The 1,036-nt window shown below is 67.4% G+C and carries 1 protein-coding gene; it reads left to right on the top strand.

Features of this window, described 5'->3' with window-relative positions:
* Positions 1-1,036, top strand: a 1,036-nt coding sequence (locus LQV39_RS26315) for a sorbosone dehydrogenase family protein (RefSeq protein WP_230030143.1), incomplete at both ends; no start/stop codon positions are given.

Below are 1,036 nucleotides of genomic sequence, written 5' to 3'. Positions count from 1 at the left end.
GCCGCCACCCGTCCCGCTGAGCCTGGCGCTGGCGCCCTTCGCCAGCAATCTGGCCAGCCCCACCTTCCTGACCGCGCCGCCGGGCGACACCCGCCAGTTCATCGTCGAGCGCGCGGGCCGCATCCTCATCATGCAGAACGGCGCGCTGCTGTCCCAGCCTTTCCTGGATATCCGCACGCTCACCGACGTCATCGGCGAAGGCGGCCTGCTGTCGATGGCCTTCGATCCCGGCTACGCCACCAATGGCCGCTTCTACGTCTACCGCACGAACCTGAACCGCGACATTGTCGTCGAGCGCTACACGGTGTCCGGCGATCCGAACCGGGCCGACGGCGCGTCCGGCATCACCATCATCCAGATCGCGCACCCGACGTTTACGAATCACTTCGGCGGCCTGGTCGCCTTCGGCCCGGACGGCTATCTGTATCTCGGCACCGGCGACGGCGGTTCGGCCGGCGACCCGCCCGGCAATGCGCAGAACCTGAATTCGCTGCTTGGAAAACTGCTGCGCCTGGACGTGAGCAACGCCAGCGCATCCGTCCCCTACACGATCCCGGCGACGAACCCCTTCCGCAGCCAGGCCGGCGCCCGCCCCGAAATCTGGGCTTACGGCCTGCGCAACCCCTGGCGCTATGCCTTCGACGCCGACAAGCTCTACATCGCCGACGTCGGCCAGGCCCAGCGCGAAGAGATCGACCTGGAAGCGGCAAGCCAGGGTGGCCTGAACTACGGCTGGAACAGGATGGAAGGCACGAGCTGCTACCAGGCCCAGACCTGCAGCAGCAGCGGCCTGGCGCTGCCGGTGCTCGAATACAGCCATGCGGATGCGGGCAGCCCGTGCTCGATCACCGGCGGCTACGTGTACCGCGGCGCGGCGATTCCGGAACTGGCCGGACGCTATTTCTATTCCGATTACTGCGCCGGCTTCCTGCGCAGTTTTTTGGCAACCGGGCGCACGGTGTCCGAGCAGCGCGACTGGAGCGTGAGCAAGCCGGGGCAGGTGATGTCTTTCGGGCGGGATGGGCAGGGCGAGTTG

This window comes from Massilia sp. Bi118 (genome assembly GCF_918697865.1).
Classification (GTDB): domain Bacteria; phylum Pseudomonadota; class Gammaproteobacteria; order Burkholderiales; family Burkholderiaceae_D; genus Telluria.
The sequence above is the reverse complement of the archived record's forward strand: the minus strand, read 5'-3'. Positions and strand labels throughout refer to the sequence as shown.